The organism is Pseudomonas paraversuta (genome assembly GCF_904067025.1).
GTDB classification, from domain to species: domain Bacteria; phylum Pseudomonadota; class Gammaproteobacteria; order Pseudomonadales; family Pseudomonadaceae; genus Aquipseudomonas; species Aquipseudomonas paraversuta.
The window spans coordinates 4,052,568-4,079,074 of record NZ_CAJFDA010000001.1 but is presented as its reverse complement, the minus strand read 5'-3'; the positions used below and the strand labels follow the sequence as shown (position 1 = coordinate 4,079,074).

31 protein-coding genes are annotated in these 26,507 nt (G+C 58.3%); 19 read left to right on the top strand and 12 right to left on the bottom strand.

Features of this window, described 5'->3' with window-relative positions:
* Positions 1 to 23 precede the first annotated feature (23 nt).
* Entirely contained in the window at positions 24 to 545 is a 522-nt protein-coding gene (gene yjgA / locus JQ848_RS18590) for a ribosome biogenesis factor YjgA (protein WP_003439877.1), read from the bottom strand.
* Positions 546 to 652: 107 nt separating this feature from the next.
* Here yjgA and pmbA point away from each other — a divergent pair, with 107 nt between their 5' ends.
* From pmbA to JQ848_RS18560, 6 genes are all read left to right on the top strand, one after another.
* Positions 653 to 1,999: a metalloprotease PmbA gene (gene pmbA, locus JQ848_RS18585; RefSeq protein WP_003439879.1), complete on the top strand. Its 1,347-nt coding sequence runs from the start codon at positions 653 to 655 to the stop codon at positions 1,997 to 1,999.
* A gap of 151 nt (positions 2,000 to 2,150) precedes the next feature.
* Complete coding sequence (locus JQ848_RS18580) at positions 2,151 to 2,546, top strand: hypothetical protein (protein WP_003439881.1); 396 nt, start codon at positions 2,151 to 2,153, stop codon at positions 2,544 to 2,546.
* Positions 2,539 to 3,915, top strand: coding sequence for a class II fumarate hydratase (locus tag JQ848_RS18575; RefSeq protein WP_161717937.1), 1,377 nt, complete (start codon positions 2,539 to 2,541; stop codon positions 3,913 to 3,915). Before JQ848_RS18580 ends, JQ848_RS18575 begins: the two co-directional genes overlap by 8 nt.
* Positions 3,916 to 3,935: 20 nt before the next feature.
* On the top strand, positions 3,936 to 4,385 hold the full coding sequence (locus tag JQ848_RS18570) for a hypothetical protein (RefSeq protein ID WP_003439884.1): 450 nt from the start codon (positions 3,936 to 3,938) through the stop codon (positions 4,383 to 4,385).
* Position 4,386: 1 nt separating this feature from the next.
* Complete coding sequence (locus tag JQ848_RS18565) at positions 4,387 to 4,998, top strand: superoxide dismutase (RefSeq protein WP_003439885.1); 612 nt, start codon at positions 4,387 to 4,389, stop codon at positions 4,996 to 4,998.
* Between the two features lie 27 nt (positions 4,999 to 5,025).
* Positions 5,026 to 5,919 carry a ZIP family metal transporter gene (locus JQ848_RS18560; protein ID WP_202211008.1) on the top strand — a complete coding sequence of 298 codons (894 nt, stop codon included), beginning with the start codon at positions 5,026 to 5,028 and terminating at the stop codon, positions 5,917 to 5,919.
* Between the two features lie 47 nt (positions 5,920 to 5,966).
* On the opposite strand, the gene JQ848_RS18555 is transcribed toward JQ848_RS18560, so the two are convergent.
* From JQ848_RS18555 to JQ848_RS18510, 10 genes are all read right to left on the bottom strand, one after another.
* Complete coding sequence (locus JQ848_RS18555; RefSeq protein ID WP_202211007.1) at positions 5,967 to 6,239, bottom strand: HPr family phosphocarrier protein; 273 nt, start codon at positions 6,237 to 6,239, stop codon at positions 5,967 to 5,969.
* 16 nt (positions 6,240 to 6,255) lie between these two features.
* On the bottom strand, positions 6,256 to 7,113 hold the full coding sequence (gene rapZ / locus JQ848_RS18550; RefSeq protein WP_003439888.1) for an RNase adapter RapZ: 858 nt from the start codon (positions 7,111 to 7,113) through the stop codon (positions 6,256 to 6,258).
* Positions 7,114 to 7,118: 5 nt separating this feature from the next.
* Positions 7,119 to 7,580 carry a PTS IIA-like nitrogen regulatory protein PtsN gene (gene ptsN / locus JQ848_RS18545; RefSeq protein WP_003439889.1) on the bottom strand — a complete coding sequence of 154 codons (462 nt, stop codon included), beginning with the start codon at positions 7,578 to 7,580 and terminating at the stop codon, positions 7,119 to 7,121.
* Positions 7,581 to 7,592: 12 nt separating this feature from the next.
* Complete coding sequence (gene hpf / locus JQ848_RS18540; protein ID WP_003439891.1) at positions 7,593 to 7,901, bottom strand: ribosome hibernation-promoting factor, HPF/YfiA family; 309 nt, start codon at positions 7,899 to 7,901, stop codon at positions 7,593 to 7,595.
* 76 nt (positions 7,902 to 7,977) lie between these two features.
* Positions 7,978 to 9,471, bottom strand: coding sequence for an RNA polymerase factor sigma-54 (locus JQ848_RS18535; protein ID WP_003439892.1), 1,494 nt, complete (start codon positions 9,469 to 9,471; stop codon positions 7,978 to 7,980).
* A 184-nt stretch (positions 9,472 to 9,655) separates the two neighbouring features.
* Positions 9,656 to 10,381 carry an LPS export ABC transporter ATP-binding protein gene (gene lptB, locus JQ848_RS18530; protein WP_003439894.1) on the bottom strand — a complete coding sequence of 242 codons (726 nt, stop codon included), beginning with the start codon at positions 10,379 to 10,381 and terminating at the stop codon, positions 9,656 to 9,658.
* Positions 10,381 to 10,926 (bottom strand): lipopolysaccharide transport periplasmic protein LptA, encoded by a 546-nt coding sequence (gene lptA, locus JQ848_RS18525; RefSeq protein ID WP_003439896.1) that lies wholly within the window; start codon positions 10,924 to 10,926, stop codon positions 10,381 to 10,383. The genes lptB and lptA overlap by 1 nt, the downstream gene beginning before the upstream one ends.
* Positions 10,913 to 11,485: an LPS export ABC transporter periplasmic protein LptC gene (gene lptC / locus JQ848_RS18520; RefSeq protein WP_127196060.1), complete on the bottom strand. Its 573-nt coding sequence runs from the start codon at positions 11,483 to 11,485 to the stop codon at positions 10,913 to 10,915. The genes lptA and lptC overlap by 14 nt, the downstream gene beginning before the upstream one ends.
* 8 nt (positions 11,486 to 11,493) lie before the next feature.
* Positions 11,494 to 12,018, bottom strand: a complete 525-nt coding sequence (locus JQ848_RS18515) for a KdsC family phosphatase (protein ID WP_003439907.1) — start codon at positions 12,016 to 12,018, stop codon at positions 11,494 to 11,496.
* A complete protein-coding gene (locus JQ848_RS18510) occupies positions 12,018 to 12,992 on the bottom strand; it encodes a KpsF/GutQ family sugar-phosphate isomerase (RefSeq protein ID WP_003439908.1) in 975 nt (324 codons plus the stop codon). Before JQ848_RS18510 ends, JQ848_RS18515 begins: the two co-directional genes overlap by 1 nt.
* A 291-nt stretch (positions 12,993 to 13,283) precedes the next feature.
* Here JQ848_RS18510 and JQ848_RS18505 point away from each other — a divergent pair, with 291 nt between their 5' ends.
* From JQ848_RS18505 to hisC, 10 genes are all read left to right on the top strand, one after another.
* Positions 13,284 to 14,093, top strand: a complete 810-nt coding sequence (locus JQ848_RS18505) for an ATP-binding cassette domain-containing protein (RefSeq protein ID WP_003439910.1) — start codon at positions 13,284 to 13,286, stop codon at positions 14,091 to 14,093.
* Complete coding sequence (gene mlaE, locus JQ848_RS18500; RefSeq protein WP_003439912.1) at positions 14,093 to 14,890, top strand: lipid asymmetry maintenance ABC transporter permease subunit MlaE; 798 nt, start codon at positions 14,093 to 14,095, stop codon at positions 14,888 to 14,890. Before JQ848_RS18505 ends, mlaE begins: the two co-directional genes overlap by 1 nt.
* Positions 14,890 to 15,357, top strand: coding sequence for an outer membrane lipid asymmetry maintenance protein MlaD (gene mlaD, locus JQ848_RS18495; RefSeq protein WP_003439913.1), 468 nt, complete (start codon positions 14,890 to 14,892; stop codon positions 15,355 to 15,357). Before mlaE ends, mlaD begins: the two co-directional genes overlap by 1 nt.
* An 11-nt stretch (positions 15,358 to 15,368) precedes the next feature.
* Positions 15,369 to 16,028 carry an MlaC/ttg2D family ABC transporter substrate-binding protein gene (locus JQ848_RS18490; protein WP_003439915.1) on the top strand — a complete coding sequence of 220 codons (660 nt, stop codon included), beginning with the start codon at positions 15,369 to 15,371 and terminating at the stop codon, positions 16,026 to 16,028.
* A complete protein-coding gene (locus tag JQ848_RS18485) occupies positions 16,025 to 16,330 on the top strand; it encodes an STAS domain-containing protein (RefSeq protein WP_003439917.1) in 306 nt (101 codons plus the stop codon). Before JQ848_RS18490 ends, JQ848_RS18485 begins: the two co-directional genes overlap by 4 nt.
* A gap of 114 nt (positions 16,331 to 16,444) precedes the next feature.
* Complete coding sequence (locus JQ848_RS18480; protein WP_003439919.1) at positions 16,445 to 16,684, top strand: BolA family protein; 240 nt, start codon at positions 16,445 to 16,447, stop codon at positions 16,682 to 16,684.
* A gap of 31 nt (positions 16,685 to 16,715) precedes the next feature.
* Positions 16,716 to 17,981 carry a UDP-N-acetylglucosamine 1-carboxyvinyltransferase gene (gene murA / locus JQ848_RS18475; RefSeq protein ID WP_003439921.1) on the top strand — a complete coding sequence of 422 codons (1,266 nt, stop codon included), beginning with the start codon at positions 16,716 to 16,718 and terminating at the stop codon, positions 17,979 to 17,981.
* 182 nt (positions 17,982 to 18,163) lie between these two features.
* Positions 18,164 to 18,799: an ATP phosphoribosyltransferase gene (gene hisG, locus JQ848_RS18470; protein WP_003439923.1), complete on the top strand. Its 636-nt coding sequence runs from the start codon at positions 18,164 to 18,166 to the stop codon at positions 18,797 to 18,799.
* A gap of 163 nt (positions 18,800 to 18,962) precedes the next feature.
* On the top strand, positions 18,963 to 20,291 hold the full coding sequence (hisD, locus tag JQ848_RS18465; RefSeq protein WP_003439925.1) for a histidinol dehydrogenase: 1,329 nt from the start codon (positions 18,963 to 18,965) through the stop codon (positions 20,289 to 20,291).
* Between the two features lie 2 nt (positions 20,292 to 20,293).
* On the top strand, positions 20,294 to 21,346 hold the full coding sequence (hisC, locus tag JQ848_RS18460) for a histidinol-phosphate transaminase (RefSeq protein WP_127196057.1): 1,053 nt from the start codon (positions 20,294 to 20,296) through the stop codon (positions 21,344 to 21,346).
* Between the two features lie 57 nt (positions 21,347 to 21,403).
* On the opposite strand, the gene algW is transcribed toward hisC, so the two are convergent.
* On the bottom strand, positions 21,404 to 22,561 hold the full coding sequence (gene algW / locus JQ848_RS18455; protein ID WP_003439928.1) for a Do family serine endopeptidase AlgW: 1,158 nt from the start codon (positions 22,559 to 22,561) through the stop codon (positions 21,404 to 21,406).
* Between the two features lie 101 nt (positions 22,562 to 22,662).
* Here algW and JQ848_RS18450 point away from each other — a divergent pair, with 101 nt between their 5' ends.
* From JQ848_RS18450 to cysN, 3 genes are all read left to right on the top strand, one after another.
* Positions 22,663 to 23,421: a Nif3-like dinuclear metal center hexameric protein gene (locus tag JQ848_RS18450; protein ID WP_202211006.1), complete on the top strand. Its 759-nt coding sequence runs from the start codon at positions 22,663 to 22,665 to the stop codon at positions 23,419 to 23,421.
* Between the two features lie 232 nt (positions 23,422 to 23,653).
* On the top strand, positions 23,654 to 24,571 hold the full coding sequence (gene cysD, locus JQ848_RS18445) for a sulfate adenylyltransferase subunit CysD (RefSeq protein ID WP_003439932.1): 918 nt from the start codon (positions 23,654 to 23,656) through the stop codon (positions 24,569 to 24,571).
* 9 nt (positions 24,572 to 24,580) lie between these two features.
* Complete coding sequence (gene cysN / locus JQ848_RS18440; protein ID WP_003439933.1) at positions 24,581 to 26,479, top strand: sulfate adenylyltransferase subunit CysN; 1,899 nt, start codon at positions 24,581 to 24,583, stop codon at positions 26,477 to 26,479.
* Positions 26,480 to 26,507: the final 28 nt, after the last annotated feature.

The following is a 26,507-nucleotide window of genomic DNA, read 5'->3' as shown; positions in this document are numbered from 1 at the left end:
GCAGCCCACTCATTGGTCGGGGATCAACGCAGACCGCGTTGAACCTCGTCCAGGTCACGAATGTACTTGAACAATTTGCGGCTTGCGGCCGGCGCCTTGTTATGGGCAAGTTCGTGTTGAGCCTGACGCACGAGCGAACGCAATTGCTGGCGGTCGGTCTCGGGGAAATCGGCAACGAACTTTTCAAGTACGTCGTCGGAGCCCGCAATCAAGCGGTCACGCCAGCGTTCGAGTCCGTGGAAACGTTCGTTGTATTGGCGCGAAGAGGCATCTACTTGATCAATCAATGCAAGGATTTCGTCGATCGGTTGATCACGCATCAGCTTGCCGATGAACATCATATGGCGCTTGCGCGCAATATTGGCCGTGTGTTTTGGAGCATCTGCCAGAGCCTTGCGCAAGGCGTCGGTCAAAGGCAGTTTTTTCAGCAAATCAGGCTTGAGTGTCGTGAGACGCTCGCCCAGATCAACCAGAGCATGCAGCTCTTTCTTGACCTGTGTTTTGCTTTTTTCGCCGTCGAAGGCGTCGTCGTAAGAATCAACCATGGTGGCAGTCCGCAAAGAAACGCCGCCATGATAACCAGTCGGGGGCCGCTTGTCCGGCCCGGTCGCTCGGCGGCCCTGCCGAAAACAGAATTTGAGTGGAGAAAACCATGAGTGCAGTACAAAGCGTCGGCCCGCAGGCCTTGCCGGCACTGCAGGAGCAAGTAGAGCAAATCATTGCTGAAGCCAGGCGTCAGGGGGCCAGCGCCTGTGAAGTGGCAGTGTCACTGGAGCAGGGGCTGTCGACTTCTGTACGTCAGCGCGAAGTTGAAACCGTTGAGTTCAACCGCGACCAGGGATTTGGCATCACGCTCTATGTGGGTCAGCGCAAGGGGTCGGCCAGCACTTCGGCCACCGGTCCCGATGCCATCCGCGAAACCGTTGCGGCGGCTCTGGCAATCGCCAAACACACTTCTGAAGATGAAAGCTCGGGCTTGGCCGACGCCAGCCTGATGGCGCGCGACCTGAAAGACTTTGATGTCTTCCACACCTGGGATATCACCCCGGAACAAGCCATCGAAAAAGCGCTGGCTTGCGAAGCCGCGGCATTCGAGGCCGACAGCCGCATCAAAAACGCCGACGGCACCACCCTGAGCACCCACCAGGGCTGCCGGGTGTATGGCAACAGCAACGGTTTTATCGGTGGCTCGGCTTCGACCCGCCACAGCCTGAGCTGCGTGATGATTGCCGAAGGCGACGGCCAGATGCAGCGTGACTACTGGTATGACGTTAATTGCCAGGGTGAGTTGTTGATGGATGCAGCAACCATCGGCAAGCGCGCAGCAGAGCGGGCGGCCCGGCGACTGGGTTCGCGTCCGGTGCCCACCTGCGAAGTGCCGGTGCTGTTCTCGGCCGAGCTGGCCGGCGGCTTGTTTGGCAGCTTCCTGGGGGCGATCTCGGGGGGCAACCTGTACCGCAAGTCATCCTTCCTGCTGGACGCGATGGGCCAGCAGATCTTCCCTGAATGGCTGACCCTGGATGAGCGCCCGCATTTGATGCGTGCCATGGGCAGTTCGTCGTTCGATAACGATGGCCTGGCCACCTACGCCAAACCGTTCATCAAAGACGGCGAGCTGGTGTCCTACATCCTCAGCACCTATTCCGGACGCAAGCTGGGCCTGCCAAGTACCGCCAACGCGGGCGGCGTGCACAACCTGTTCGTGACCCATGGCGATGAAGACCAGGCCGCGTTGATCCGGCGCATGGGGCGCGGTTTGTTCGTCACCGAGCTGATGGGCAGCGGGCTTAACATGGTGACGGGGGATTACTCCCGTGGCGCCGCAGGTTTCTGGGTCGAGAATGGCGAGATCCAGTTCCCGGTTCAGGAAGTGACCATCGCCGGCAACATGCGTGACATGTTCAAGCAGATCGTTGCCGTAGGTAATGACCTGGAGTTGCGCAGCAACATCCGCACCGGCTCCGTGTTGATTGAACGGATGACTGTGGCTGGCAGCTAATTCCTCCCGGCGTACACCAGGGCGTATCACCTGTCGGGGGGATACGCCTTTTTTGTGTCTGCAGAAGATTGCGCGGCACAGCCTTTAGCAGGCTTGTGTTGATAATCAATATCGCTTAATAATGAATCTCATTATCGAGTGAGCCTGGGTCATGAGTTCTGCCTTGCATGAAGGGCCTTATCTGGAAAGCTGGCGCTGGATGAGCCGCCAGATCCGTTGCGGGCTGGCGCCTGATGAACCGCGCCTGATTGAGCACTACCTGGCCGAGGGCCGCTATCTGGCCTGCTGCACGTCAACGTCGCCCTGGACGATTGCCGTGACCAGCTTCCGGCTGCTGCTGGACACCGCAAGCGACACTGCGCTGCCCTGGCAGTGGCGCACCCTGTGTCTGGACCACGCCTGGCGTCCGCTGCGCGATATCGAAACTCAAGCCCTGTGTGCCTGCCGTCTCAAGCACTGGCAAAGCTTTGCCTGGCGATTGGCCACCTGCGAGCTCGAGCCCTCCATTTCTCTAACAGAACTGCTGCAAGGATTTCCCGATGAGTAATACCCGTATCGAACGTGACAGCATGGGTGAATTGCACGTGCCTGAGGCTGCGCTGTATGGAGCCCAAACCCAGCGTGCGGTGAATAACTTCCCGATCAGTCATCAGCGCATGCCTGCGCAATTCATTCGCGCACTGATCCTGGCCAAGGCTGCCGCGGCCAAGGCCAACGTAGAACTCAAGCAGATCAGCGAAGCGCAGGGCAACGCCATAGTCGAGGCCACGCAGATTCTTTTGGCCGGCGATTTCATGGAGCACTTCCCGGTGGATATTTTCCAGACCGGCTCGGGCACCAGCTCCAACATGAATGCCAACGAAGTGATTGCCACGCTGGCCTCCCGGGTACTGGGAGAGGCGGTCAATGCCAATGATCACGTCAACTGCGGGCAAAGCAGCAACGACATCATCCCCACCACCATTCACGTCAGCGCCGCGCTGGGCCTGCATGAGGAGCTGCTGCCGGCGCTGTCCCATCTGGTGCAGGTGATTGAGCATAAGGCTGAACAGGTTCACGTTTACGTCAAAACCGGCCGCACGCACCTGATGGACGCCATGCCGGTGCGCATGAGCCAGGTTCTCAATGGCTGGGCGCAGCAGCTGCGGGCCAATATCGGGCACTTGCACGACCTGCAGCCGGCCCTGCAATCGCTGGCCCAGGGTGGCACTGCTGTGGGCACCGGGGTCAACGCGCATGCGCAATTCGCCGGGCTGTTCAGTCAGCAGCTCAGCGCACTGACCCATGTGCAATTCACTCCGGGTAAAGACCTGTTCGCCCTGATCGGTTCGCAGGATACCGCCGTATCCGTCTCGGGCCAGCTCAAGGCTACGGCCGTATCGCTGATGAAAATCGCCAACGACCTGCGCTGGATGAACTCCGGCCCGCTGGCCGGCCTGGGCGAGATCGAGCTTGAAGCCTTGCAGCCGGGCTCTTCGATCATGCCGGGCAAGGTCAACCCGGTGATTCCTGAAGCCACGGCCATGGTTGCGGCCCAGGTGATCGGCAATGACACGGTGATCACCATCGCCGGTCAGTCCGGCAATTTCGAACTGAATGTGATGTTGCCGGTGATTGCCCGCAACCTGCTGGGCAGCATCGAACTGCTGGCCAATTCCAGCCGTTTGCTGGCGGACAAGGCGATCGCCAGCTTCAAGGTTAATGACGCCAAGCTAAAGGAAGCGCTGTCGCGCAACCCGATTCTGGTGACGGCGCTGAATCCGATCATTGGCTATCAAAAGGCCGCTGAAATAGCCAAGACCGCCTATCAACAGGGGCGCCCGGTGATAGACGTTGCCCTTGAATACACAGATCTGCCACGCAGCCAGCTTGAAGTCTTGCTCGATCCCGAGAAGCTGACAGCCGGCGGCGTTTAACCCCTCGCCTGGAGGTTCACATGGAGCACTGGAAACGCACGATCGAAAGAGCCAATCGCTGTTTCGCTGAGGGCGAGCTGGTCGATGCCCGCGAGCATTATCTGCAAGCGCTTGCGCTGGCCCAGGTCCTGCTCGAGCGCTGGAGTGATGCCGATGAGGCGGTGGCGGCCTGCGTTATTTCGCACCACAACCTGGCAGATTTGCATCTGCGCCTCAATCAGCCAGAGGAGAGCGTCGAGTACCTCTGCGCCATTCACCAGCGCTTGTTGCAAACCATGCAGAACCCGCGTCTGGGGCCGGCATTGCGAGAAGCAGCGCTGCGTCAGAGCAGCAAAACCTATGTCGAGCTTTTGAACTTCATCAGCGATCACGGCGAATACCCGCGTTCCAATCTGTTGCTCAAAAGACCCGTGGCGCAGTCCGGTCACGGGTTTTCAACAGTCAGCGGCCATCATCCAGGAGCACATTGATATGACTTTTACCTTGCCTGCCTTGCCTTATGCCTACGACGCACTTGAGCCGCATATCGATGCGCAAACCATGGAGATTCACTACACCAAGCATCACCAGACCTATATCAACAACCTGAATGCCGCAGTGGAAGGGACTGAATGGGCGCAGTGGCCGGTTGAAAAATTGCTCGCCGGAGTTCAGCAACTGCCGGAAAAGCTGCGGGCCGCAGTCATCAACCAGGGTGGCGGACATGCCAATCACTCGCTGTTCTGGCAAGTCATGAGCCCGCAGGGCGGCGGTAATCCGGACGGTGCGCTGGCCAAGGCGATTGATCAGCAACTGGGTGGCCTGGAACTGTTCAAGGAGAACTTCACCAAGGCCGCCCTGACCCGTTTTGGCAGCGGTTGGGCATGGTTGAGCGTGACCCCGCAAAAGACCCTGGTGGTGGAAAGCAGCGGCAACCAGGACAGCCCGCTGATGAATGGCAACACCCCGATTCTGGGGCTCGACGTATGGGAGCACGCTTACTACCTGCGCTATCAGAATCGCCGTCCGGAATATATCAATGCGTTTTACAACGTGATCAATTGGCCAGAAGTGGCGCGCCGGTATCAAGCAGCGATTGCCTGAGCCTACTTAAAAGGATTCGGGCCGATTATGGGCACGCAAATATTGGCAGTCGGCGGGGTGCGGATGTTCCGTTATGCCCTCGGCATGCTCTTGCTGTTGGCGGGCACGGCCTTGTTGGTGGCCAAGGGACTGCTCTGGCTGGACCTTGAGCCAAGAATGTTGCGGGCGTTGCAGGGCGGATCGCTCTGCGCGCTGGGCACCGCTTTAGGCGCAGTACCGGTACTGGTCATCCGCAAAATGCCGGTGGCGGTGAGCGATACCTTGTTGGGCTTCGGGGCCGGGGTGATGCTGGCCGCCACGGCTTTCTCGCTGGTTGTGCCCGGCATTGCGTCGGCCCAAAGCCTGGGGTTGTCATCATGGGCGTCGAGCGGGCTGGTCAGTGCGGGCATCCTGCTGGGAGCGTTCTGTCTGTTTTTGCTCGATCGCAAGGTCAGCGGAGCGGGGCCGGAGATGTTCCTCAACCGGCCTGGCGAGCCGCTGATTGCGCCACGTATCTGGTTGTTTGTCATTGCGATTGTGGCGCACAACATTCCTGAAGGAATGGCGGTCGGGGTGTCGGCAGGGGGCGGCATGCCGGATGCCGATAGCCTGGCGATGGGCATCGCCCTGCAGGATGTGCCGGAAGGTCTGGTGATCGCATTAGTGTTGGCGGGTGCCGGGATGTCGCGGGTCAAGGCATTCCTGATTGGCGCCGCTTCCGGTCTGGTCGAACCGGTATTTGCGCTGCTCTGTGCCTGGCTGGTGAATTTGGCCGAGGTGTTGTTGCCACTGGGCCTGGCGCTGGCAGCCGGGGCCATGTTGCTGGTGGTGACGCAAGAAGTGATCCCCGAGTCGCGGCGCAATGGTCACGAGAAGCTTGCAAGCCTGGGGTTATGCGTCGGGTTTTGCTTGATGATGTTGATGGATACGGCGTTGGGGTAAACGCTGCAAACTGCCGGGGGAGCGTCTAGCGGCGCTCCTGCAATTGGTTATTCGCCCTCGTCAAAGTAGTTGTTGATGAGTTTGACCAGTGCATCCAGTGCTTCCTGGTCTTGTTCGCCCTCGGTCTTGAGGTGGATCTTTGTGCCCTTGCCAGCGGCCAGCATCATCATGGCCATGATGCTTTTACCATCGACCATGGATTCTGCGGTACGTCCTGCTCTTACCTGGCATGGAAACTGTCCGGCTATGCCTACGAACTTGGCGGATGCCCGAGCGTGCAAGCCCAGCTTGTTGATGATTTCAATTTCCAGTGCAGGCATCGCGGGGTTGATCCTTTCAAGTAAGGTCGCGGTGGCGAACCTGGACATTCTTCAGAGTTTGTTGCAGGCATTTGCCGAGTCGCTCGGTCAGATACACCGAGCGGTGATGACCGCCAGTGCAGCCGATCCCTATGGTGACATAGGCGCGGTTGCTGGCGGCGAAGCGGGGTAGCCATTTGAGCAGGTAGCTGGAGATGTCCTGGAACATCTCTTCGACATCAGGCTGCGCTGCCAGGTAATCCGCAACGGGCTGATCCAGCCCTGACAGCTCGCGCAGTTCGGGCTTCCAGTAGGGGTTGGGCAAGCAACGCACGTCAAATACCAGGTCGGCATCGACCGGCATGCCGCGCTTGAAGCCAAACGACTCAACCAGAAAGGCTGTGCCGGGTTCAGGCTTGTTCAGCAGGCGCAGCTTGATGGTGTCGCGCAGCTGATACAGGTTCAGATTGGTGGTGTTGATCGTCAGGTCGGCAAGGTCGGCAATGGGCCCGAGCAACTGGCTCTCATCACGAATGGCCTCGGCCAGTGAACGGCTCGCGCTGCTCAGTGGATGCCGCCGACGGGTTTCCGAGAAGCGCTTGAGCAAGGTTTCTTCATCGGCGTCGAGGTACAGAACATCGCACTGGATATGCCGGTTGCGCACTTCTTCAAGCAATTGCGGAAAGCGTGACAAATGGCTTGGCAGGTTTCGCGCATCGATCGATACCGCCACCAGCGGCTGCGCCAGTTCAGTATGAATCAGTGCACGTTCCGCCAGCTCTGGCAGCAAGCCGGCGGGCAGGTTGTCGATGCAATAGAAACCGTTATCTTCGAGGACGGCGAGGGCGGTGCTTTTACCGGAGCCGGAGCGTCCGCTGACAATGACTAGGCGCATGATAATTAACCGTTCTGTACGTCCAGAACAACCTGATACAGCGCTTCGTTACTGGGTGCGCTGCGTAATCGTTCACGCACATCTTTGCGGTCGAGCATGCTGGCGATCTGCCGCAGCAGTTCCAGGTGTGCGTCGGTAGCAGCTTCTGGCACCAGCAAAACGAACAACAGGTCGACCGGCGCGCCATCGATGGCGTCGAAATCTATGGGAGCGTCAAGATGTAGCAAGGCACTGACAGGCGACTCGCAGCCCTTGAGGCGGCAATGGGGGATGGCGATGCCGTTACCAAAACCGGTGGATCCCAGTTTTTCACGGGCAATAAGGCTCTCGAAGACATCTTGCATTTCCAGACCCGGCACTTCGCGGCTGATCAGGGTGGCAATTTGTTCGAGTGCGCGCTTTTTACTGCCGCCCGGCGCGTTCACCAAGGAACGGCCGGGGGTCAGGATATTTTCAAGTCGAATCATGGTTATGGAGTATTAACGACCCGTGGCGCCCTGGAGCAGGCTTTGGGTCTTTTCCTTATGCTTTTTCAGTTGGCGATCAAGCTTGTCGTAGAGGCTGTCAATGGCCGCATACATGTCTGGATCGACGGCATTGGCGACAACTTCGCCACCGTGAATATTGAGGGTGGCCTCGATTTTCTGTTTTAGTTTTTCAACAGAGAGAATCACCTGCACATTGGTGATCTTGTCGAAGTGACGTTCCAGCCGTGCGAATTTTTCGTTGATCGAGTCGCGGAGCGCTTGGGTGACTTCCAGATGTTGTCCACTGATGTTGACTTGCATGCAGTTTCTCCTTCTGTTGCCATTGCATAAAGTGGCAGGCCGACCAGCCTGCCACTGAAACGCTGTGGCCCGTGGCTTACATCAAACGCTTGCGTTCGCTCGAAGGCGCTATCCCTAAGGACTCGCGGTACTTGGCGACGGTGCGACGGGCCACCTGAATACCTTGTGCCTCCAGTAAACCAGCGATCTTGCTGTCACTCAACGGCTTTTTCTGATTTTCAGCCGCCACCAGTTTTTTGATGATGGCGCGTATCGCAGTGGACGAGCATTCACCACCTTCGGAGGTGCTGACGTGACTGGAAAAAAAGTACTTCAATTCATAAATGCCCCGCGGGGTATGCATGAATTTCTGGGTGGTGACCCGGGAAATGGTTGATTCGTGCATGCCGACGGCTTCTGCAATGTCATGCAGTACCAAAGGTTTCATTGCCTCGTCGCCATACTCCAGAAAACCGCGCTGATGCTCCACGATCTGGGTCGCCACTTTCATCAGGGTTTCGTTGCGGCTCTGCAGGCTTTTGATGAACCAGCGCGCTTCTTGCAGCTGATTGCGCATGAAGGTGTTGTCGGCGCTGGTGTCGGCACGACGAACGAATCCTGCGTATTGCGGGTTGACCCGCAGGCGCGGTACCGACTCCTGGTTAAGCTCGACCAGCCAGCGTTCGTTGTCTTTACGAACGATCACGTCAGGCACGACGTATTCGGCTTCGCCGGATTCGATCTGCGACCCCGGACGTGGATTAAGGCTCTGTACCCGTTCGATGACCTGGCGCAGTTCGTCTTCTTTGAGCTTCATGCGGCGCATGAGCTGGCTGTAGTCGCGGGCGCCCAGCAGGTCGATGTAATCGGTTACCAGGCGCTTGGCTTCGTTCAACCAGGGCGTGTTGGCCGGTAGCTGGCGCAATTGCAGCAGCAGGCACTCGCTCAGGTTGCGCGCACCAATGCCGGCCGGTTCGAATTGCTGGATACGGTGCAGAACGGCTTCGATTTCATCGAGCTCAATGTCCAGCTCGGGATCGAACGCCTCAAGGATCTCTTCGAGAGTTTCGTCGAGATAGCCCTGGTTGTTGATGCAGTCGATGAGGGTGACGCCGATCAGTCGGTCGGTGTCGGACATCGGTGCCAGGTTCAGTTGCCACAACAGGTGACTTTGCAGGCTCTCACCGGCCGAGGTGCGGGTGGTGAAGTCCCATTCGTCATCATCGTTGCTGGGCAGGCTGCTGGCGCTGGTTTGATAAACGTCTTCCCAGGCTGTGTCGACGGGTAGCTCATTGGGAATGCGTTCGCTCCAGTCGCCTTCTTCCAGGTTGTCCACAGTAGGCGCGGACTCTTGATAGGAAGGTTCCTGGATGTCGCTGTTGGGTTTTTGCTCAATGTTGTCGGCTAAAGGATCTGAATTGTCGAAGTCGTCGCCGTCTTCCTGGCGCTCGAGCATCGGATTGGATTCCAGAGCCTCCTGGATCTCCTGTTGCAGGTCCAGGGTCGACAATTGGAGCAGGCGGATGGCCTGTTGCAGCTGCGGTGTCATCGTCAGCTGCTGGCCCATTCTCAGGACTAGCGATGGTTTCATGGCTGGGGCTTAAGACCTTATTCGCCGGCGCGCATGGCGCCATCCACTACCAAGGCGCGTGAGCGCCAAACATAAGCAAATTATATGCCTGAAACCGGTGCGTTTGCCTAGAGCGCCAAGGTAATAAAAGTCGTGACGACTTTTTGCTGTCCTTGGCGCCCGGGAATTCGCGATGCATCTGGCCTTACAGGCGGAACTCGTGGCCCAGATACACTTCTCTGACCAATTCATTGGCCAGAATGGTTTCAGCATCACCTTCGGCTATCAACTGCCCATCGTTGACGATGTAGGCGGTTTCGCAGATGTCGAGGGTTTCACGGACGTTGTGATCGGTGATCAGTACGCCAATGCCCTTGGCCTTGAGGTGATGAATGATTTGCTTGATGTCGCCCACAGATATCGGGTCAACGCCGGCAAAGGGTTCGTCGAGCAGGATGAATTTCGGGGCGGTTGCCAGTGCCCGGGCGATTTCGACCCTGCGTCGCTCACCACCGGACAGGCTCATGCCGAGGCTGTCGCGGATGTGGCTGATGTGGAACTCCTGCAGCAGGCTTTCGAGTTCCTTGCGACGACCGGCCTTGTCGAGTTCTTTGCGCGTTTCGAGGATCGCCATGATGTTATCGGCGACCGAAAGCTTGCGAAAGATCGAGGCTTCCTGGGGCAGGTAACCGATGCCGGCGCGTGCGCGGCCGTGCATGGGCTGGTGGCTGACATCCAGGTCGTCGATCAGTACGCGTCCCTGGTCAGCCTGGACCAGGCCGACAATCATGTAGAAGCATGTGGTCTTGCCTGCACCGTTAGGGCCGAGCAAACCCACGATTTGCCCGCTGTCGATTGACAGGCTGACATCACGTACCACCTGGCGACTCTTGTAGCTTTTAGCCAAATGCTGGGCTTTGAGGGTTGCCATTACTGGGCCTTCTGCTGGTCGGTTTTCTTCTTCGGCTGGATCACCATGTCGATGCGCGGGCGTGGTGCGGTGACTGTGGAGCCATTGGCGCGTCCGGCGTTTGCGACCTGTTTCACCGTGTCATAGACGATCTTCTCGCCTTCGGTGGTGTTGCCGTCGTTGATGACCTTGGCCTTGTCGATCAGCACAATGCGGTTTTGCGGCGCATGGTACTGAATGGTTACGGCGTAGGCCTGAACCGGCTTGGAGTCGGTTGCTTTTTGCAGCTGCTCGAAATAGGCCAGGTTGCCGACTGAGGTCACGATATCAATTTCACCCGCAGCATTGCGGGTAATAGTGACGGTGTTACCGGTGATTTTCATCGAGCCCTGGGTGATGATTACATCGCCCTTGTAGGTCGCGACGCCTTGTTTGTCATCCAGCTGGGCTTCATTGGCCTGGATGCGGATTGGCTGTTCGTTATCGTTCGGCAGAGCCCAGGCGCTCACGCTTCCCAGTGCTGCGCTCAGGCTGAGCAATAAAGGGAGGGATTTAACGAGACTCATACTGTCCTCTTACGTTGGACAGCAGGTCCATCCTGCCGTCTTTCAAATATGCTTTCATGCCCTTGCCAGTTGTTACGCCGCCAGCGCCGTCGATTCTAACGTCTCGCTCGGTCTGCGCATATTGCTTCTGGGGGAATACAGTCATGCGGGAACTGGTAATAACCGTAGTGCGATTTTTTTCATCTGTGCGGGCCACACGTACCGAGTCGATCAGCTCGACCTCGGTGCCGTCCGGATTAACTTCTCCGCGCTCGCTCTGTACGTGCCACGGGAAGGCCGTGCCGCGGTACATTTGCAGGTCGGGCTTGGTCATCAGGGTGACTTCCGATGACAGCAAATGCTCGATTTTGTCGGATGTCATTTCATACTGCAGTTTGCCGTCCGGCAAGAACTGCAGGCTGCGCGCATTAAGCGCGTAATAGTCGATAGCGCTTTCATCGACGGCCGCTTTAGGGGTGTCGAGAAAACGTTCGGGGCTGATATTCCAGTAGCCAACTGATGCGAACAACGCAGCAATGACCGTGAATAACAGGATGTTACGGATCTTTTTGCTCAGCATGGAAAACTCTATAGGTAGGCTGCGTGGGCCGCGTCTAGACGGCCTTGAGCGCGCAAAATCAACTCGCAGAATTCGCGTGCGGCACCTTCTCCGCCTCGTGCCTGAGTGACGCCATGGGCGTGCTCGCGAACAAAGCTGGCAGCATTGGCAACTGCCATGCCCAGACCAACTCGGCGGATAACCGGTAAATCAGGCAGATCATCGCCCAAATAGGCGACCTGTTCATAGCTTAGGTTGAGTTGGCCAAGAAGCTCGTCCAATACCACCAACTTGTCTTCGCGCCCCTGATACAGGTGCGCGATCCCCAGGTTTTGTGCGCGACGTTCAACCACCGGGGTTTTACGGCCGCTGATAATCGCGGTCTGAACCCCGGCGGCCATCAGCATCTTGATACCCAGACCGTCCAGCGTGTTGAAGGTCTTGAACTCGCTGCCGTCTTCAAGGAAGTACAGGCGGCCGTCGGTCAAAACCCCGTCAACGTCGAAAATGGCAAGTTTTATGTCTTTGCCGCGCTTGAGTAGTTCAAGGGTCATTACATCACTCCTGCGCGTAGCAAGTCGTGCATGTTCAAGGCACCAACCGGCCGGTCTTCCTTGTCGACTACAACCAGTGCGTTGATTTTGTGGTCTTCCATGATTTTCAAGGCTTCGGCGGCGAGCATGTCGGCCCGTGCGGTTTTGCCATGGGGGGTCATGACTGCATCAATGCTTGCGTTGCGGATATCGATTTCGCGATCCAGGGTTCTGCGCAAGTCACCGTCAGTGAAGATTCCGGCCAGGCGACCATCTTCTTCTATAACCACGGTCATGCCGAGACCTTTGTGCGTCATTTCCATCAATGCATCCTTGAGCAGCGTGCCGCGGACAACCTGCGGCAAGTCTGCGCCCGAGTGCATGACGTTTTCGACTTTCAGCAGCAGGCGGCGGCCCAGGGCTCCACCGGGATGCGAAAAGGCAAAGTCCTCAGCGGTAAAGCCACGGGCTTCGAGCAAGGCTATGGCCAGAGCATCACCCAGCACCAGCGCGGCAGTAGTCGAGGAGGTCGGTGCCAGGTTCAACGGGCAGGCCTCCTGAGCCACGCGGGCGTCCAGGCTGACATCGGCGGCTTTGGCCAGTGGCGACTCGGGGTTGCCGGTGATGCAGATCAACTGGATACCCAAACGCTTGATCAGGGGCAGCAGGGTGACGATCTCTGCAGTCGACCCCGAGTTGGACAGCGCGAGAATAATGTCATCTCGGGTAATCATGCCCATGTCGCCATGGCTGGCTTCGGCCGGATGGACGAAAAAAGCGGTGGTACCGGTGCTGGCCAGAGTCGCAGCAATTTTGTTGCCGATATGCCCGGACTTGCCCATGCCGACCACGACTACCCGGCCCTTGCTGGCCAAAATCATCTCGCAAGCGCGTACGAAGTCTGCGTCGATATGAGCCAGCAAACCTTCTACGGCTTGCAGTTCGAGGCGGATGGTACGCTGAGCAGATTGGATCAGGTCGCTGGATTGGCTCATGTTTGAAGTCAGATAGCCTGAGAAAAGGCAAAGATTATAGCGGTAATGCGCAATTCCCTCACGCTAGATCGTCGTGCTTTGTTGTCTGCGCTACAAACTACTGCCGGGATTACAGCTGAATCGAATTTATTTCGCTGTCTGGAACCTGATACGGCACTCCTTCGGCCTTGGGCGGTCACTATCAGCAGTGCTATAGTTCGCCGCCAGTTCGGCCCGCTCAGGGAACGCGCCTCCCGATAAAGGGGCAAAGTGTCCGGGTGAGAGGCAGAGGCTGCATCGCAAGGAGTTTAGATGAGCGCCGATAACGCCTACGCGGTCGAGCTGAAGGGAGTGTCCTTCAAGCGCGGTACGCGCAGCATCTTCAATAATGTCGATATTCTGATTCCGCGTGGCAAAGTCACGGGAATCATGGGGCCTTCCGGCTGCGGCAAGACCACCCTTTTACGTTTGATGGGAATGCAACTGCGTCCCAGCAGCGGTGAGGTGTGGGTCAACGGTCAGAACCTGCCGACGTTGTCGCGCAGTGATCTGTTCGATGCCCGTAAGCACATGGGGGTGTTGTTTCAAAGCGGGGCGTTGTTCACCGACCTGGACGTATTCGAGAATGTGGCCTTCCCGCTACGGGTTCACACCCAGTTGCCGGAAGAAATGATTCGCGACATCGTGCTGCTTAAATTGCAGGCGGTGGGACTGCGCGGAGCCATTGATCTGATGCCCGACGAGTTGTCTGGCGGCATGAAGCGCCGGGTTGCCCTGGCGCGTGCGATTGCCCTGGACCCGCAGATCCTGATGTATGACGAACCTTTTGTCGGGCAGGACCCCATCGCAATGGGGGTTCTGGTTCGCCTGATTCGTCTGCTCAATGATGCCTTGGGCATCACCAGCATCGTGGTTTCTCACGACCTGGCTGAAACAGCGAGTATCGCTGACTATCTGTATGTAGTCGGCGATGGTCAGGTGCTGGGGCAGGGTACGCCCGAAGAGTTGATGAACGCCGATAACCCGCGTATTCGTCAGTTCATGAACGGCGACCCGGATGGTCCTGTTCCGTTTCACTTTCCGGCGTCGGACTACCGAACCGATCTTCTGGGGAAGCGCTGATGCGCAAGCATTCAATTATGGATCGTGTCGGACTATTCGGCCGGGCCGGTATCGATATCGTCTCGGTACTGGGCCGTTCGGGGATATTCCTCTTTCATTCTTTGCTGGGGCGTGGCGGCATTGGTGGCGGGTTCGGACTGTTGCTCAAGCAGCTGCACTCCGTGGGCGTCATGTCGCTGGTGATTATCGTGGTGTCCGGTGTGTTCATCGGCATGGTCCTGGCGCTGCAAGGCTTCAGTATCCTGTCCAGCTACGGCTCCGAGCAGGCGGTCGGGCAGATGGTTGCCCTGACGCTTCTGCGTGAACTCGGGCCGGTGGTCACTGCGCTGTTGTTTGCCGGGCGTGCGGGATCTGCCCTGACCGCCGAGATTGGCAACATGAAATCCAGCGAACAACTGTCCAGCCTGGAAATGATCGGGGTCGACCCGCTTAAATACATCATTGCCCCGCGCTTGTGGGCCGGGTTCATTTCCCTGCCGATACTGGCGATGATCTTCAGCGTGGTCGGGATCTGGGGTGGTTCGTGGGTCGCGGTTGACTGGCTGGGCGTCTACGACGGCTCATACTGGGCCAATATGCAAAACAGCGTAACCTTCAGTGGTGACGTACTTAACGGGATCATCAAAAGCATCGTTTTTGCCTTTGTGGTGACCTGGATTGCCGTGTTCCAAGGTTATGACTGTGAGCCCACTTCAGAGGGGATCAGCCGTGCCACTACCAAGACCGTGGTGTATGCCTCGTTGGCAGTCCTCGGGCTGGACTTTATTTTGACTGCCTTGATGTTTGGAGATTTCTGATGCAAAACCGCACCATGGAAATCGGTGTCGGCCTGTTTTTGCTGGCTGGCATCCTGGCTTTGTTGTTGCTTGCCCTGCGAGTCAGTGGACTGTCCCCGACCGCCAGCACCGACACCTACAAGCTCTACGCCTACTTCGACAATATTGCCGGTCTTACCGTGCGCGCCAAAGTCACCATGGCGGGCGTGACCATCGGCAAGGTCACGGCAATTGATCTGGACCGGGACAACTTCACTGCCCGGGTCACCCTGCAGCTCGAAAAGAGCGTGGATAACCTGCCGACCGATTCGACAGCGTCTATCCTCACAGCTGGCTTGCTGGGGGAGAAATACATCGGTATCAGCGTCGGCGGCGAAGACGCTGTGCTCAAAGATGGTGGCACCATCCATGACACGCAATCATCGTTGGTCCTTGAAGATCTGATCGGGAAATTCCTGCTCAACACCGTTAGCAAAGAAGCCAAATAAGGAGCTTTTAGATGATTTCTCTCTTGCGCCGTGGCCTGCTGGTAATTCTGGCAGCAGCCCTTCCTTTGGTGGCAAATGCTGCTCCGGGGCAGTCTGCCCACGACATCGTTTCAGATACCACCAACCGCTTGCTGGCAGACCTGTCCGCCAATAAAGAGCTGTACAAGACCAACCCGAGCAAGTTCTACGATGCCCTGAACGGCATTGTCGGTCCTGTGGTGGACGTCGACGGTATTTCCAAAAGCATCATGACCGTGAAGTACTCGCGTAACGCCACCCCGGCGCAAATGCAGCGCTTCCAGGAAAACTTCAAGCGCAGCCTGATGCAGTTCTATGGCAATGCCTTGCTCGAGTTCAAGAACGAAGGCATTACCGTGTCGCCGGCCAAGGATGAAAGTGGCGATCGCACCAGCGTCGACATGACGGTGAAGGGCGACAAGGGCGCGATTTACCCGCTGTCCTACACCCTTAACAAGGTCAACGGCGAGTGGAAAGTTCGTAACGTGATCATCAACGGTATCAATATTGGCAAGCTGTTCCGTGACCAGTTCGCCGACGCCATGCAGCGCAATGGCAACAATCTGGACAAGACCATCGATAACTGGGCGGGCGAAGTTGCCAAGGCCAAGCAAGTTACCGATCAAGCGGCTCCCAAGGCTGCCGGCCAATGAGTGAGGCGGCAGTGACCCTGGCCGGCGAAAGCGAGTTGCGCCTCAGCGGCGTACTCGACTATCAGACCGGCCCTCGCTTGCGCAAGGAAGGTCAGGCCCTGATCAAAAAGGCTCTGGCCAAGACCCTGGTGGTGGATTGCTCGGCGGTCACCAAATCCAGCAGCGTCGGTTTGTCGCTGCTGCTCTGTTACATCCGTGATGCACAAGCCCTGAACAAGCCATTGAGCATCAAGGCAATGCCCGAAGACATGCGCGAAATCGCCCAGGTCTCGGGCTTGACCGAGTTGCTGGCACATCATTAATAGCCATTTATAGAAAAGCCCCCCGTCAGAGTCCTGTTAAGTGGGGTTCGCAGGCGCGGGGCTTTTTTGTATGATGGCCGACCCGCGCGCATCAGGCGCCGATTGAGGTTGAGCATGCAGGCCGTAGAAGTGAAGAGCTTTCTTGAAGGAAAGCTGCCTGGAACCCAGGTAGAAGTTGAGGGCGAAGGCTGCAACTTTCAGCTGAACGTGATTAGTGACGAACTGGTGGCCTTGAGCCCGGTTAAGCGTCAACAAAGCATCTATGCCCATTTGAACCCTTGGATTGCTGATGGCAGTATCCACGCGGTCACTATGAAATTCTTCAGCAGCGCGGCCTGGGCCGAGCGCACCTGAGCCCCCTGAGCCCATTGGCGTCGAGATTGTTATGGATAAATTGATTATTACCGGTGGTGCTCGTCTTGATGGCGAAATCCGCATTTCCGGGGCGAAAAACTCCGCTCTGCCAATTCTTGCTGCAACCCTGCTGTGCGATGGCCCGGTTACCGTTGCCAACTTGCCGCACTTGCACGACATCACCACCATGATCGAGTTGTTCGGTCGCATGGGCATCGAGCCTGTGATCGATGAAAAACTCAGCGTCGAAATCAACCCGAATACCATCAAAACCCTGGTGGCTCCGTACGAACTGGTTAAAACCATGCGTGCGTCGATCCTGGTACTGGGCCCGATGGTTGCCCGTTTTGGCTACGCTGAAGTTGCGTTGCCAGGCGGTTGCGCAATCGGTTCGCGTCCGGTCGACCTGCACATCCGTGGCCTTGAAGCCATGGGCGCAGAAATCGATGTCGAAGGCGGTTACATCAAAGCCAAGGCGCCAGAAGGCGGCTTGCGCGGTGCCAACTTCTTCTTCGATACCGTCAGCGTAACCGGTACCGAGAACATCATGATGGCCGCCGCACTGGCCAAGGGCCGCAGCGTTCTGCAGAACTCTGCCCGCGAGCCTGAAGTCGTCGACCTGGCCAACTTCCTGAACGCCATGGGCGCCAAGGTCAGCGGTGCAGGTACCGACACCATCACCATTGATGGCGTTGAGAAGCTGCACCCGACCACTTACAAAGTAATGCCGGACCGTATCGAAACCGGTACTTACCTGGTGGCTGCTGCAGTGACCGGTGGCCGGGTCAAGGTCAAGGACACTGATCCGACCATCCTCGAAGCAGTTCTTGAAAAACTCAAGGAAGCTGGCGCCGAGATCACCACCGGTGAAGACTGGATCGAGCTGAACATGCACGGCAAGCGCCCGAAAGCGGTGAACGTGCGTACTGCACCGTACCCGGCGTTCCCGACCGACATGCAGGCGCAGTTCATTTCGCTTAACGCCATTGCCGAAGGCACGGGTGCAGTGATCGAGACCATCTTCGAAAACCGCTTCATGCACGTATACGAACTGCATCGCATGGGCGCCAAGATCCAGGTCGAAGGCAACACGGCCATCGTCACCGGTACCGAAACCCTCAAAGGCGCGCCAGTCATGGCGACCGACCTGCGGGCTTCGGCCAGTCTGGTGATCTCGGCGCTGGTCGCCGAAGGTGACACTCTGATCGATCGCATCTACCACATAGACCGCGGCTACGAGTGCATCGAAGAAAAACTGCAAATGCTGGGTGCCAAAATCCGCCGCGTTCCGGGCTAGTTTCTGGTATTTGGCATCATGGGCACAGGGATGGTGTCCAGCCGCCAGGTGACGTAACGGCTTGCAAGCGTTACCTTACCCGGCCTCGAATCGTTCAAGTCGAGCCTGATTATCAGGCTCGATGCATGTCCGGCACCGCTTGTGTCCGGACATAAGTACCCTGATAAGGACTTACGTTTCCCATGTTGACCATTGCACTGTCCAAGGGCCGTATCCTTGACGACACCCTGCCGCTTCTGGCTGAAGCAGGTATTGTGCCGACCGAGAATCCGGACAAAAGCCGCAAGCTGATCATCCCGACCTCCCAGCCCGACGTCCGCCTGCTGATCGTCCGCGCCACTGACGTGCCGACCTATGTAGAGCATGGCGCGGCCGACCTCGGTGTGGCCGGTAAAGACGTGTTGATGGAGTACGGTGGCCAGGGCCTCTACGAGCCGCTGGACCTGCAGATTGCCCAGTGCAAACTGATGACTGCCGGTGCCATCGGGGCTGCCGAGCCCAAAGGCCGGCTGCGCGTAGCAACCAAGTTCGTCAATGTCGCCAAGCGTTACTACGCCGAGCAAGGCCGTCAGGTCGACATCATCAAGCTCTATGGCTCGATGGAGCTGGCCCCGCTGATTGGCCTGGCCGACAAGATCATCGACGTGGTCGATACCGGTAACACCTTGCGTGCCAATGGCCTGGAACCCCAGGAATTCATTGCCGCCATCAGCTCCCGTCTGGTGGTCAACAAGGCTTCGATGAAGATGCAGCACGCCCGTATTCAAGCCCTGATCGACACCCTGCGCAAAGCAGTGGAATCGCGACACCGCGGCTGACTCACCTGCGCGGCCCGGGGTCTGTACCCTGAAGTCGCGCCCATCCATCCGTGTAATAGCCAGAAATCTCAGGTACCCGCGCGGATGGCTTGGTAGTCTTGCGGTGCCTGTGCTGTGCAAAACCATAAACTCTAAGCATTCGCCAATTTCCGAGGCCCTCGCTATGACCGCTCCCACTGCAATTCGCCGACTCAACGCTGCTGACCCGGACTTCGCGCAGCATCTGGATCATCTGCTGAGCTGGGAAAGTGTGTCTGACGACTCGGTCAACCAGCGTGTGCTCGACATCATCAAAGCCGTACGCGAACGCGGCGACGCCGCACTGGTTGAGTTCACCCAGCGTTTTGACGGGCTGAGCGTCAAGTCGATGGCGGACTTGATTCTGCCCCGCGAACGCCTTGAGCTGGCACTGACCCGCATCACGGCCCCTCAGCGTGAAGCGCTGGAAAAAGCCGCGCAACGGGTTCGCAGCTACCACGAAAAACAGAAGCAGGAATCCTGGAGCTACACCGAAGCCGACGGCACGGTGCTGGGCCAGAAAGTCACGCCACTGGATCGTGCCGGCCTGTACGTACCGGGCGGCAAGGCGTCGTACCCGTCGTCGGTATTGATGAACGCGATTCCGGCCAAGGTGGCAGGCGTCACCGAAGTGGTGATGGTCGTGCCGACGCCCCGTGGCGAACTCAATGAACTGGTACTGGCTGCTGCCTGTATCGCCGGTGTCGACCGGGTGTTCACCATCGGCGGCGCCCAGGCGGTTGCGGCATTGGCCTACGGCACCGAAAGCGTGCCAAAAGTCGACAAGGTGGTCGGCCCCGGCAACATCTACGTTGCCACTGCCAAGCGCCACGTGTTCGGTCAGGTCGGCATCGACATGATCGCCGGCCCTTCGGAGATCCTGGTGGTGTGCGATGGCCAGACGGATCCGGACTGGATCGCCATGGACCTGTTCTCCCAGGCCGAGCATGACGAAGACGCGCAAGCGATTCTGGTCAGCCCCGACGCCGAGTTCCTCGACAAGGTGGCGGCCAGCATCGCCAAACTGCTGCCAACCATGGAGCGGGCCGAGATCATCAACACTTCGATCAATGGTCGTGGTGCGCTGATTCTGGTCAATGACATGCAGCAAGCCATAGACGTAGCCAACCGCATCGCCCCGGAGCACCTTGAGTTGTCGGTTGCCGACCCGCAAGCCTGGCTGCCGCAGATCCGCCACGCCGGTGCGATCTTTATGGGCCGTCACACCTCCGAGGCGCTGGGCGACTATTGCGCCGGTCCCAACCACGTATTGCCTACGTCCGGTACCGCGCGTTTCTCTTCGCCCCTGGGTGTGTATGACTTCCAGAAGCGCTCCTCGATCATCTTCTGCTCCGAGCAGGGCGCTTCCGATCTGGGCAAGACGGCCTCGATTCTCGCCCGTGGAGAATCACTGACCGGCCACGCCCGTAGTGCCGAATACCGGATCATTGCTGACAGCGAACAGGGGCAATAAGCATGAGTAAATTCTGGAGTCCGTTCGTTAAAGAACTGGTGCCTTACGTGCCGGGCGAACAACCCAAGCTGGCCAGACTGGTCAAGCTCAACACCAATGAAAACCCCTATGGCCCTTCGCCAAAAGCGCTGACAGCGATGCAGGCGCAGATAAACGACAACCTGCGCCTGTACCCGGACCCGAACAGTGATCTGCTCAAACAGGCGGTTGCCGAGTATTACGGCGTGCAGACCGGCCAGGTGTTTGTGGGTAACGGCTCTGACGAAGTGCTGGCCCATGTTTTCAACGGCTTGTTTCAACACGACAAGCCGCTGCTGTTCCCGGACATCAGCTACAGCTTCTATCCGGTTTACTGCGGCCTGTATGGCATAGAGTTCGACGCGGTGCCGCTGGATCAACAGTTCCAGATCCAGCCTGCGGATTACGCCAGGCCCAATGGCGGCATCATCTTCCCCAACCCCAATGCTCCGACCGGCTGCCTGCTGGCGCTGGATGCCATTGAGCAAATACTCAAGGCCAGCCCGGATTCCGTGGTGGTCGTGGATGAGGCCTATATCGACTTTGGCGGCGAGACGGCCATCAGCCTGGTCGACCGCTACCCGAACCTGCTGGTGACGCAAACCCTGTCCAAGTCCCGCTCGCTGGCCGGTTTGCGTGTAGGGCTGGCGGTGGGGCATCCCGACCTGATCGAGGCGCTGGAGCGGATCAAAAACAGCTTCAACTCCTACCCGCTGGATCGCATGGCGATTGCCGGTGCGGCGGCGGCGTTCGAAGACCGTGAGTATTTCGAGCACACCTGCAAAGTCGTGATCGACAGTCGCGAGCAAGTGGTCGGGCAGCTACAGGCGCTGGGGTTCGAGGTGCTGCCATCGGCGGCGAATTTCATCTTCGCCCGTCACCCGGAACATGATGCGGCCGCGCTGGCGGCAAAATTGCGGGGGCAGGGGGTGATAGTGCGTCACTTCAAACAACTGCGCATCGCCCAGTTCTTGCGCATCACTATCGGCACGCCGGAGCAGAATGCGGCGCTGATTGAAGGCTTGTCCGACCTGTAAACCTGCCCTCCTGCTCGCGAGCTTTTAAAAGATCGCGGGCAGGCTCGCTCCTGCAGGTTATTCCTCTTGCTGCGGCGGCTGCTCTTGCGGTGGACGCAGGCCAACCTCGGCGGTGAGCTTGATCTCTTTGCCATTGCGCATGACGACTATCGACACCTTGTCCGAAGGCTTGATGCGCGCCACTTGATTCATTGAGCGGCGGCCGTCGCTGGCCGGTGCACCGTCAATGCTCAAGATCACATCGCCCAGTTGCAGGCCGGCTTTCTGCGCCGGGCCGTCACGGAAAATCCCCGCCACCACAATCCCCGTGCGTCCGGCCAGGCCAAAGGACTCGGCCAGCTCAGCAGTCAACGGCTGCACCTCAATCCCCAGCCAGCCCCGAATCACTTGCCCGTGTTCGATGATCGACTTCATGACTTCCATCGCCAGGTTGATCGGGATCGCAAAGCCTATGCCTTGTGAACCGCCGGACTTGGAGAAGATTGCAGTGTTGATGCCGGTCAGGTTGCCATTGGCATCCACCAGTGCACCACCGGAGTTGCCGGGGTTGATCGCGGCGTCCGTCTGAATGAAGTCTTCATAGTTATTCAGCCCCAACTGATTGCGGCCGGTGGCACTGATGATGCCCATGGTAGTGGTCTGGCCGACCCCGAACGGGTTACCGATCGCCAGGGCGATGTCACCAATGCGCAGGGTGTCCGAGCGGCCGATGGTGATCGCCGGCAAGTTTTTCAAATCGATCTTGAGAACCGCCAGGTCTGTTTCCGGATCGCTGCCAATCACCCGGGCCAATGTTTCGCGGCCGTCCTTGAGTGCCACCACAATCTGGTCGGCGCCCGTTACCACGTGGTTGTTGGTCAGCAAATAGCCCTCGGGGCTCATGATGACCGCCGAACCCAGGCTGGACTCCATGCGTTTTTGCTTGGGCGCGTTATTGCCGAAGAAGTGCCGGAACTGCGGATCTTCGAACAGGGGCTTGGCGTTTTTGTTCACCACCTTGGTGGTGTACAGGTTGGCCACAGCGGGCGCCGCGCGGGTCACGGCGTCGGCATAGGTGACCGGGCCCTGCTGCACGTAAGTGGTTTGCGGGGCCTGCTGCAGATTGACGTCCTGGCTCGGCAACCCGACCCACTGCGGGTAGCGCTGAATAATCAGCATGGCGACAAGCACGCCCGCCAGTAGTGGCCAGCCGGAATAACGCAAAGCCTTAAACATTGAACTCAGTCCTGAAGGTTGCAGAGCCATCTTGACGGCCCATAATGGCGGCCATTATACGAGGGCCGAACGCCTCTGAACGCTATATTTAGGAGTCTTTTATGGCTGTTGCCCTGAGCACACTGGTAGAAGAAGCAAATCGTTACCTGAACTGCGCTGCAATCAGCGATTACTGCCCCAACGGGCTGCAGGTCGAGGGCCGGCCACAGGTGCTGCGAATCGTCAGCGGCGTGACCGCCAGCCAGGCGTTGCTGGATGCGGCAGTCGAGGCCCAGGCCGATCTGGTGCTGGTGCACCACGGTTACTTCTGGAAGGGCGAAGACCCCTGCATCACCGGGATGAAGCAGCGCCGCCTCAAAACCTTGCTCAAACACGATATCAGCCTGCTGGCGTATCACCTGCCCCTCGACCTGCACCCCGAAGTTGGCAATAACGTGCAACTGGCGCGGCAGCTGGACATCACTGTTGAAGGGGCGCTGGACCCGAACAACGCCAAAGTGGTGGGGCTGGTGGGTTCTTTGGCCGAGCCGGTGACGGCCCGTGATTTTGCCCGCCGCGTGCAAGAAGCCCTGGGCCGTGAGCCGTTGCTGATTGAAGGCAGTGCAATGATTCGCCGCGTAGGCTGGTGTACCGGTGGCGGTCAGGGTTACATCGATCAGGCGGTACTGGCCGGGGTTGATCTGTACCTGAGCGGCGAAGCGTCGGAGCAAACTTTCCACAGTGCCCGGGAAAACGACATCAGTTTCATTGCTGCCGGCCATCACGCCACCGAGCGTTATGGTGTGCAAGCCCTGGGGGACTACCTGGCCCGCCGCTTTGCCCTTGAACATTTGTTCATCGACTGTCCGAACCCGATTTAACCCTTATGCCCTCTGGGGAACAGCCGGTCGGCACTCGATTGGCCGCGAGCTTTCAAGATCAAAACATCGTGAGGCAAGCTCGCTCCAGCAGAGGTAAAGAGGCAAACTCGTCGATCTATTCTTAGACCGTTTCGATCTAGTTGGCGCCCTCAATAGAAGAGAGCGCTGTGCTAGGATTCTCCCCTCGAACACGGCCCGCAGGCCGTTCATAAGATAGCTTTCGTGAGTAGCCATGGTCGACAAACTGACGCACCTGAAACAGCTGGAGGCGGAAAGCATCCACATCATCCGCGAGGTGGCAGCCGAGTTCGATAACCCGGTGATGCTGTACTCGATCGGTAAAGATTCTGCCGTGATGTTGCACCTTGCACGCAAGGCGTTTTTCCCAGGCAAGCTGCCGTTTCCGGTGATGCATGTCGACACCCAGTGGAAATTCCAGGAGATGTACCGCTTTCGCGACAAGATGGTTGCCGAGCTGGGCCTGGACCTGATCACTCACGTCAACCCGGACGGCGTGGCGCAAGGGATCAACCCCTTCACCCACGGCAGCGCCAAGCACACCGATATCATGAAGACCGAGGGTCTCAAGCAGGCGCTGGACAAATACGGTTTTGATGCCGCCTTTGGTGGCGCGCGCCGCGACGAAGAAAAGTCCCGTGCCAAAGAGCGCGTGTACTCTTTCCGCGACAGCAAGCACCGCTGGGATCCGAAAAACCAGCGCCCCGAGTTGTGGAACGTTTACAACGGCAACGTCAACAAGGGCGAATCGATTCGCGTATTCCCGTTGTCGAACTGGACCGAACTCGATATCTGGCAGTACATCTATCTCGAAGGCATTCCTATTGTGCCCCTGTACTTCGCGGCCGAACGCGATGTGATCGAGAAGAACGGCACCCTGATCATGATCGACGACGAGCGCATCCTTGAGCACCTGTCTGACGAAGACAAGGCTCGCATCGTCAAGAAAAAGGTCCGTTTCCGTACGCTTGGCTGCTACCCGCTGACCGGCGCGGTGGAGTCCGAGGCTGAAACCCTGACCGACATCATCCAGGAAATGCTCCTGACCCGAACTTCCGAGCGCCAGGGCCGAGTCATCGATCACGATGGTGCCGGCTCGATGGAAGATAAAAAACGTCAGGGTTATTTCTAAGGGGTTGTCATGTCGCATGTATCTGATTTGATCAGCGAGGACATCCTCGCCTACCTGGGCCAGCACGAGCGCAAAGAGATGTTGCGCTTTCTGACCTGCGGCAACGTCGACGACGGCAAGAGCACCCTCATCGGGCGCCTGCTGCACGACTCCAAGATGATCTACGAAGATCACCTGGAAGCCATCACGCGTGACTCGAAAAAGAGCGGCACCACCGGTGACGACATCGACCTGGCGCTGCTGGTGGACGGTCTGCAAGCCGAGCGCGAGCAGGGCATCACCATTGACGTGGCGTACCGTTATTTCTCGACCGCCAAGCGTAAATTCATCATTGCCGACACCCCGGGCCATGAGCAGTACACCCGCAACATGGCCACCGGTGCTTCGACCTGTGACCTGGCGATCATTCTGGTGGATGCCCGTTACGGCGTGCAGACCCAGACCCGTCGCCACAGCTTCATCGCTTCGTTGCTGGGCATCAAACACATCGTGGTGGCCATCAACAAGATGGACCTCAAGGACTTCGATCAGGGTGTTTTCGAGTCGATCAAGGCCGATTACCTGAAGTTCGCCGAAGGCTTGCAGATGAAGCCCACCAGCATGCACTTTGTGCCGATGTCTGCCCTCAAGGGCGACAACGTGGTGAACAAAAGCGAGCGCTCGCCGTGGTACACCGGCCAGTCGCTGATGGAAATTCTTGAAACCGTTGAAGTGGCGGCCGATCGCAACCTCACCGACCTGCGCTTCCCGGTGCAGTACGTGAACCGTCCCAACCTGAACTTCCGTGGCTTTGCCGGTACGCTGGCCAGCGGCATCGTGCGCAAGGGCGACGAAATTGTGGTGCTGCCGTCGGGCAAGAGCAGCCGGGTCAAATCCATCGTCACCTTTGAAGGTGAACTGGAACACGCCGGTCCGGGTCAGGCGGTGACGCTGACCATGGAAGACGAGATCGACATCTCCCGTGGCGACCTGTTGGTGCATGCCGACAACCAGCCGCTGGTGACCGACAACTTTGAGGCCATGCTGGTGTGGATGGCTGAAGAGCCGATGTTGCCGGGCAAGAAATACGACATCAAGCGTGCCACCAGCTATGTGCCGGGTTCGATCGCCAGCATCGTCAACAAGGTCGATGTAAACACCCTGGAAGAAGGCCCGGCCAGTGCCTTGCAGCTGAACGAGATCGGTAAGGTCAGGATCAGCCTCGATGCACCGATTGCGCTGGATGGCTATGCCAGCAACCGCACCACGGGCTCATTCATTATTATCGATCGCCTGACCAACGGCACCGTCGGCGCGGGCATGATTGTCGCCCAGCCGCAGAGCCATGGCAGCGCGACCCATCATGGTGAACTGGCCCATGTGACCACCGAGGAGCGGGCCCAGCGTTTTGGCCAGCAACCGGCCACCGTGCTGTTCAGCGGTCTCTCCGGGGCGGGCAAAAGCACCCTGGCCTACGCCGTTGAGCGCAAGCTGTTCGATATGGGGCGTGCAGTGTTCGTACTGGATGGCCAGAACCTGCGCCACGACCTGAACAAGGGCTTGCCCCAGGATCGTGCCGGGCGTACCGAGAACTGGCGTCGTGCTGCCCATGTGGCGCGTCAGTTCAACGAAGCCGGTTTGTTGACCCTGGCCGCGTTCGTGGCTCCGGATGCCCTGGGCCGTGAAGAGTCCAAGGCACTGATCGGTGATGATCGCCTGCTGACCGTCTATGTGCAGGCATCTCCGGCCGTATGTGCCGAGCGTGACCCGCAAGGGCTGTATGCAGCCGGTGGCGATAACATCCCGGGAGAATCTTTCCCGTATGACGTGCCGTTGAATGCCGATCTGGTGGTCAATACGCAATCGCTGTCGCTGGATGAAAGTGTGAAGCTGGTACTGGAGCTGTTGCGCAAACACGGCGCTATCTAAGCCGTACGAAAAAGCCCGCCACCGAGTA

Coding starts and splice junctions, on each gene's coding strand:
- mlaE (WP_003439912.1), top strand. CDS start 14,093: ATGCGCAAGCATTCAATTATGGATCGTGTCGGACTATTCGGCCGGGCC.
- JQ848_RS18580 (WP_003439881.1), top strand. CDS start 2,151: ATGAGTTCTGCCTTGCATGAAGGGCCTTATCTGGAAAGCTGGCGCTGG.
- hisD (WP_003439925.1), top strand. CDS start 18,963: ATGACCGCTCCCACTGCAATTCGCCGACTCAACGCTGCTGACCCGGAC.
- lptB (WP_003439894.1), bottom strand. CDS start 10,381: ATGGCAACCCTCAAAGCCCAGCATTTGGCTAAAAGCTACAAGAGTCGC.
- JQ848_RS18560 (WP_202211008.1), top strand. CDS start 5,026: ATGGGCACGCAAATATTGGCAGTCGGCGGGGTGCGGATGTTCCGTTAT.
- JQ848_RS18555 (WP_202211007.1), bottom strand. CDS start 6,239: ATGCCTGCACTGGAAATTGAAATCATCAACAAGCTGGGCTTGCACGCT.
- hisG (WP_003439923.1), top strand. CDS start 18,164: ATGTTGACCATTGCACTGTCCAAGGGCCGTATCCTTGACGACACCCTG.
- lptC (WP_127196060.1), bottom strand. CDS start 11,485: ATGCTGAGCAAAAAGATCCGTAACATCCTGTTATTCACGGTCATTGCT.
- mlaD (WP_003439913.1), top strand. CDS start 14,890: ATGCAAAACCGCACCATGGAAATCGGTGTCGGCCTGTTTTTGCTGGCT.
- ptsN (WP_003439889.1), bottom strand. CDS start 7,580: ATGATTCGACTTGAAAATATCCTGACCCCCGGCCGTTCCTTGGTGAAC.
- pmbA (WP_003439879.1), top strand. CDS start 653: ATGAGTGCAGTACAAAGCGTCGGCCCGCAGGCCTTGCCGGCACTGCAG.
- hpf (WP_003439891.1), bottom strand. CDS start 7,901: ATGCAAGTCAACATCAGTGGACAACATCTGGAAGTCACCCAAGCGCTC.
- murA (WP_003439921.1), top strand. CDS start 16,716: ATGGATAAATTGATTATTACCGGTGGTGCTCGTCTTGATGGCGAAATC.
- JQ848_RS18490 (WP_003439915.1), top strand. CDS start 15,369: ATGATTTCTCTCTTGCGCCGTGGCCTGCTGGTAATTCTGGCAGCAGCC.
- lptA (WP_003439896.1), bottom strand. CDS start 10,926: ATGAGTCTCGTTAAATCCCTCCCTTTATTGCTCAGCCTGAGCGCAGCA.
- JQ848_RS18450 (WP_202211006.1), top strand. CDS start 22,663: ATGGCTGTTGCCCTGAGCACACTGGTAGAAGAAGCAAATCGTTACCTG.
- JQ848_RS18570 (WP_003439884.1), top strand. CDS start 3,936: ATGGAGCACTGGAAACGCACGATCGAAAGAGCCAATCGCTGTTTCGCT.
- hisC (WP_127196057.1), top strand. CDS start 20,294: ATGAGTAAATTCTGGAGTCCGTTCGTTAAAGAACTGGTGCCTTACGTG.
- yjgA (WP_003439877.1), bottom strand. CDS start 545: ATGGTTGATTCTTACGACGACGCCTTCGACGGCGAAAAAAGCAAAACA.
- cysD (WP_003439932.1), top strand. CDS start 23,654: ATGGTCGACAAACTGACGCACCTGAAACAGCTGGAGGCGGAAAGCATC.
- JQ848_RS18565 (WP_003439885.1), top strand. CDS start 4,387: ATGACTTTTACCTTGCCTGCCTTGCCTTATGCCTACGACGCACTTGAG.
- JQ848_RS18535 (WP_003439892.1), bottom strand. CDS start 9,471: ATGAAACCATCGCTAGTCCTGAGAATGGGCCAGCAGCTGACGATGACA.
- JQ848_RS18510 (WP_003439908.1), bottom strand. CDS start 12,992: ATGAGCCAATCCAGCGACCTGATCCAATCTGCTCAGCGTACCATCCGC.
- JQ848_RS18485 (WP_003439917.1), top strand. CDS start 16,025: ATGAGTGAGGCGGCAGTGACCCTGGCCGGCGAAAGCGAGTTGCGCCTC.
- cysN (WP_003439933.1), top strand. CDS start 24,581: ATGTCGCATGTATCTGATTTGATCAGCGAGGACATCCTCGCCTACCTG.
- JQ848_RS18480 (WP_003439919.1), top strand. CDS start 16,445: ATGCAGGCCGTAGAAGTGAAGAGCTTTCTTGAAGGAAAGCTGCCTGGA.
- JQ848_RS18575 (WP_161717937.1), top strand. CDS start 2,539: ATGAGTAATACCCGTATCGAACGTGACAGCATGGGTGAATTGCACGTG.
- algW (WP_003439928.1), bottom strand. CDS start 22,561: ATGTTTAAGGCTTTGCGTTATTCCGGCTGGCCACTACTGGCGGGCGTG.
- rapZ (WP_003439888.1), bottom strand. CDS start 7,113: ATGCGCCTAGTCATTGTCAGCGGACGCTCCGGCTCCGGTAAAAGCACC.
- JQ848_RS18515 (WP_003439907.1), bottom strand. CDS start 12,018: ATGACCCTTGAACTACTCAAGCGCGGCAAAGACATAAAACTTGCCATT.
- JQ848_RS18505 (WP_003439910.1), top strand. CDS start 13,284: ATGAGCGCCGATAACGCCTACGCGGTCGAGCTGAAGGGAGTGTCCTTC.